This is a genomic window from Marinobacter sp. (assembly GCF_014859525.1).
In the GTDB taxonomy this organism is placed as follows: Bacteria; Pseudomonadota; Gammaproteobacteria; order Pseudomonadales; family Oleiphilaceae; genus Marinobacter.
The window spans coordinates 1-3,665 of record NZ_JACUUB010000141.1 but is presented as its reverse complement, the minus strand read 5'-3'; the positions used below and the strand labels follow the sequence as shown (position 1 = coordinate 3,665).

Annotated in this window: 6 protein-coding genes; 5 read left to right on the top strand and 1 reads right to left on the bottom strand. The window is 52.1% G+C overall.

Features of this window, described 5'->3' with window-relative positions; genetic code table 11:
• Nucleotides 1–55: 55 nt before the first annotated feature.
• The gene (locus IBX51_RS14700) at nucleotides 56–367 is read left to right on the top strand and encodes a YqfO family protein (RefSeq protein ID WP_291832063.1); all 312 of its coding nucleotides are present in this window, start codon (nucleotides 56–58) and stop codon (nucleotides 365–367) included.
• Here the strand turns inward: IBX51_RS14700 and IBX51_RS14695 are convergent, their stop codons facing one another.
• Complete coding sequence (locus IBX51_RS14695) at nucleotides 368–916, bottom strand: NUDIX hydrolase (RefSeq protein ID WP_291832061.1); 549 nt, start codon at nucleotides 914–916, stop codon at nucleotides 368–370.
• A 95-nt stretch (nucleotides 917–1,011) separates the two neighbouring features.
• Here IBX51_RS14695 and IBX51_RS14690 point away from each other — a divergent pair, with 95 nt between their 5' ends.
• Genes IBX51_RS14690 through purT form a run of 4 tightly spaced genes read left to right on the top strand, consistent with a single transcriptional unit; the run spans nucleotide 1,012 to nucleotide 3,549 of the window.
• The gene (locus tag IBX51_RS14690; RefSeq protein WP_291832058.1) at nucleotides 1,012–1,593 is read left to right on the top strand and encodes a CoA pyrophosphatase; all 582 of its coding nucleotides are present in this window, start codon (nucleotides 1,012–1,014) and stop codon (nucleotides 1,591–1,593) included.
• Nucleotides 1,594–1,610: 17 nt separating this feature from the next.
• Nucleotides 1,611–2,141, top strand: a complete 531-nt coding sequence (locus tag IBX51_RS14685) for a gamma carbonic anhydrase family protein (RefSeq protein WP_291832056.1) — start codon at nucleotides 1,611–1,613, stop codon at nucleotides 2,139–2,141.
• Nucleotides 2,141–2,323, top strand: a complete 183-nt coding sequence (locus IBX51_RS14680) for a DUF1289 domain-containing protein (protein ID WP_291832060.1) — start codon at nucleotides 2,141–2,143, stop codon at nucleotides 2,321–2,323. The genes IBX51_RS14685 and IBX51_RS14680 overlap by 1 nt, the downstream gene beginning before the upstream one ends.
• 23 nt (nucleotides 2,324–2,346) lie before the next feature.
• On the top strand, nucleotides 2,347–3,549 hold the full coding sequence (purT, locus tag IBX51_RS14675) for a formate-dependent phosphoribosylglycinamide formyltransferase (protein WP_291832053.1): 1,203 nt from the start codon (nucleotides 2,347–2,349) through the stop codon (nucleotides 3,547–3,549).
• The last annotated feature ends 116 nt before the right edge of the window (nucleotides 3,550–3,665 follow it).

The following is a 3,665-nucleotide window of genomic DNA, read 5'->3' as shown; positions in this document are numbered from 1 at the left end:
GGGTAAGTTCAGAACTCCTTGTTGTGTGTTAAATTTAAACGATTTGAGGTGTCCGATGTATAAGCTATGTTACTTCGTACCGGAAAGTCATTTAGAGCAAACCAAGCTCGCGTTGTTTGATGCAGGCGCTGGAAAAATTGGGGATTACGATCATTGCGCCTGGCAGATAGAGGGGCGGGGACAGTTTCGGCCATTGGCGGGCAGTGACCCTTTTCTTGGTAAGCAGGGGGCGCTTGAAACCGTTCGTGAATTTAAAGTAGAGATGGTCTGTGACGACGAGTGGATCAAATCTGCGCTCGGTGCATTAAAACAGGCCCATCCCTATGAGGAGCCTGCTTATGAAGTTTACCGGCTAGAGGTGTTTTAATCAGGCTTTACTGGCCATAGGATGACGAATATCGCTGACGTGCACGCCAAAACTATCTGAGCCCACTTCGCTGAGAAACAGTTCAAGGGTTTTGCGCACGGTAGGAAAAGAAATCTCATCCCAGGGGATTTCGTCCGGAGCAAACAGCTTGGACTCCAAGGATTCCTCTCCCGCTCCAAACTGTCCATCTTTGAGGGTGGCTCGGTAGAACATGTGGACCTGATTGATGTGAGGTACATCGATTATCGAATACAAACCGTCAATGTGAATCTCGGCCAGGGCTTCCTCAAGTGTTTCGCGGACGGCAGCCTCGATGGTCGTCTCAGCGTTTTCCATGAAACCTGCTGGTAGTGTCCAGTAACCGTATCGAGGCTCTATGGCGCGTCGGCACAGCAGGATCTTGCCGTTCCAGACGGGAACCGTGCCAGCAACAATACGGGGGTTTTGGTAATGTATTGTGTCGCAACTGATGCAGACGAAACGGTACCGGTTGTCCCCTTGAGGAATGCGCTGTTCAACCAATTCGCCGCAGGTGCTGCAATACTTCATCATTTTCCCCGTATACTAAATGATTGGTGGTGGTCAGTTTAACGGTCCGGACTGCCCGTGTCTCACCCAAATTCAGGAAGTCGCTGGAGTAAGTTGTGCATGATCTGTTAACTGAACGGTTGTCTAGTTATGCGCCCAGACAGCTGGCGCTGGATTACCCGGAAGCCGGTATTCTGGTGCCTGTTACAGACAACCCGCGTGACCCCGAGATGATTTTTACGCTTCGGTCATCGAATTTGAAAACTCACCGGGGTCAGGTGGCGTATCCGGGGGGCAAACGGGATCCCTCTGATGCCTCTCTGGCCGCCACTGCGCTGCGTGAGACCTATGAGGAAATTGGTCTTCCTCCCGATCAGGTCAAAGTCATTGCGCGGCTCAGTCAGGTGATGTCGCTGCACCGAATCCTTGTTACACCATACGTCGGAGTGGTACCAGGCGATCATCCTCTGGAGCCAAACCCGGCGGAAATTGAAAGCGTGTTCCGGGTTCCTATTTCTTACTTTCTTGAAGACAAGCGTGAACGAACAGATACCCTTAGTTTTCTGAACAGCACCCTGTTTGTTCCTTGCTATCGATGGGATCGTTATCAGATCTGGGGCCTGTCTGCGGTGGTGCTGGTTGATTTTTTAAATGCTGTGTACGATGCCAAAATTGATATTCTTGAGCCGCCCAAGTAATCAGACCGGAGGAATTCATGTTCTATAGCCTTGATCAACGCGTGCCAGTAAAAGAAGGTGCTGGGCAGTTTGTTGCGCACAACGCCACCGTTATCGGGAGCGTTAAGCTGATGGAAAAGTCCAGTATTTGGTTTAACGTGGTCATCAGGGGTGACAATGAGCTGATCACCATCGGTCCTGAGTCGAATGTCCAGGATGGGTCTGTGCTGCATACCGACCCGGGTGTGCCGTTGGTTCTTGGCCGAGGCGTGACGGTTGGCCACAAAGCGATGCTCCACGGTTGCCAGATTGGCGACTACTCCCTGATCGGTATCAATGCGGTTGTGCTGAATGGGGCGAAAATTGGCAAACATTGCCTGATTGGGGCTAATGCTCTGATACCGGAGGGCATGGAAATCCCCGATGGCTCCATGGTGGTTGGTTCGCCGGGAAAGATTCGTCGTGAACTCAATGACAGTCAGAAAAAGATGCTCGAGCTCAGCGCCATGCATTACGTCCATAATGCAGAACGTTACATCAAAAACCTTAACCAGGTAGAGCTCGAATGATGAAAGTCGCTGACAAGGTTCGTTCCCCTTGTGTCAATGTGTGCGCTCTGGACGAAAATGACATTTGCATAGGTTGCCAGCGTAGCGGGGATGAGATTCTCCGCTGGACCACGATGACCAATGACGAACGCCGAGAGGTGTTGCTCAAAGTGGCCGAACGTGAAAAGAAGGTCTCCATCTAACTGATACAGGAACATAAAACTGAATGACTGGCTCTGACAAAACAGTGCGAATTGGTACTCCCTTTAAGCCGGGTGCAACCCGGGTTCTTTTTTGTGGTTCCGGTGAGCTGGGCAAAGAAGTGGTCATCGAGTTACAGCGATACGGCGTTGAAGTGATTGCGCTGGATCGTTATGAAAATGCACCCGCCATGCAGGTAGCCCACCGGAGTTACGTGGTCGATATGTTGGATGGTCCAGCCCTGCGAAAAATAATAGAGGCTGAAAAGCCACATCTGATTGTCCCAGAGATCGAAGCCATCGCCACCGGAGAACTGGTAAGGCTAGAGGAGGAAGGTTACAACGTGGTTCCAACCGCGCGGGCCGTTAACCTGACCATGAACAGAGAAGGCATTCGACGTCTTGCGGCTGAAGAGCTAGGCCTGCCTACATCCACCTATTGTTTTGCAGGGACTCATGAAGAGTATCTGGCTGCGGTTAAAGAGGTGGGTTTGCCCTTCGTTGTTAAGCCCGTGATGAGTTCTTCAGGCAAGGGGCAGAGCACTGTCAAAACCGAGGCAGGTATTGAGGCGGCCTGGGAGTATGCGCAGACCGGTGGCCGCGCGGGTAAGGGGCGGGTGATCGTTGAAGGCTTTGTAGCCTTCGATTATGAAATCACCTTGCTTACGGTCAAGCACCGGGATGGCATATCTTTCTGTGATCCTATCGGTCATCGTCAGGAAGACGGTGATTACCGTGAGTCTTGGCAGCCGCACCCGATGTCTGGCAAAGCGCTCGAGCGTTCGACTGAGGTTGCGCGGGCTGTGGTAGATAGCTTGGGCGGATATGGGCTTTATGGTGTCGAACTGTTCATAAAAGGTGACGACGTGTGGTTCTCGGAAGTTTCGCCGCGTCCTCATGACACCGGGCTGGTGACCTTGATGTCTCAGGACCTTTCCGAGTTTGCTCTGCATGCGCGTGCCATTCTTGGATTACCGATCCCGGTTATTCGTCAGCAGGGGCCAACAGCGTCTGCGGTAATCTTGCCGGAGGGTGATTCTAGTAATGTTGTGTTTGCCGGTCTCGAACGAGCTATGGCTGAGCCAGATACGCAGATTCGCTTGTTTGGAAAGCCTGAGTTGGCAGGGCGTCGTCGCATGGGTGTTGCACTTGCGAAGGGGAGTGACATTGAGAATGCGCGGAAGCGCGCGACGGATGTAGCAAGCCTCGTCAAAGTAGAGCTAGAGTGACGGAGAATGAGCCGGGTAGAGTGGCTGGATGTTTAAAACCCTCTAAAAAAGTTAAAACGAACCGTTGACTCCTCAGCCAAGGTCTGTAGAATGCGCATCTCGCTTGAGGGTCAGGC

What these genes read in the sequence shown, in the direction of transcription:
- IBX51_RS14700 (WP_291832063.1), top strand. Translation starts at nt 56, where the DNA reads ATGTATAAGCTATGTTACTTCGTACCGGAAAGTCATTTAGAGCAAACC.
- IBX51_RS14695 (WP_291832061.1), bottom strand. Translation starts at nt 916, where the DNA reads ATGAAGTATTGCAGCACCTGCGGCGAATTGGTTGAACAGCGCATTCCT.
- purT (WP_291832053.1), top strand. Translation starts at nt 2,347, where the DNA reads ATGACTGGCTCTGACAAAACAGTGCGAATTGGTACTCCCTTTAAGCCG.
- IBX51_RS14680 (WP_291832060.1), top strand. Translation starts at nt 2,141, where the DNA reads ATGAAAGTCGCTGACAAGGTTCGTTCCCCTTGTGTCAATGTGTGCGCT.
- IBX51_RS14685 (WP_291832056.1), top strand. Translation starts at nt 1,611, where the DNA reads ATGTTCTATAGCCTTGATCAACGCGTGCCAGTAAAAGAAGGTGCTGGG.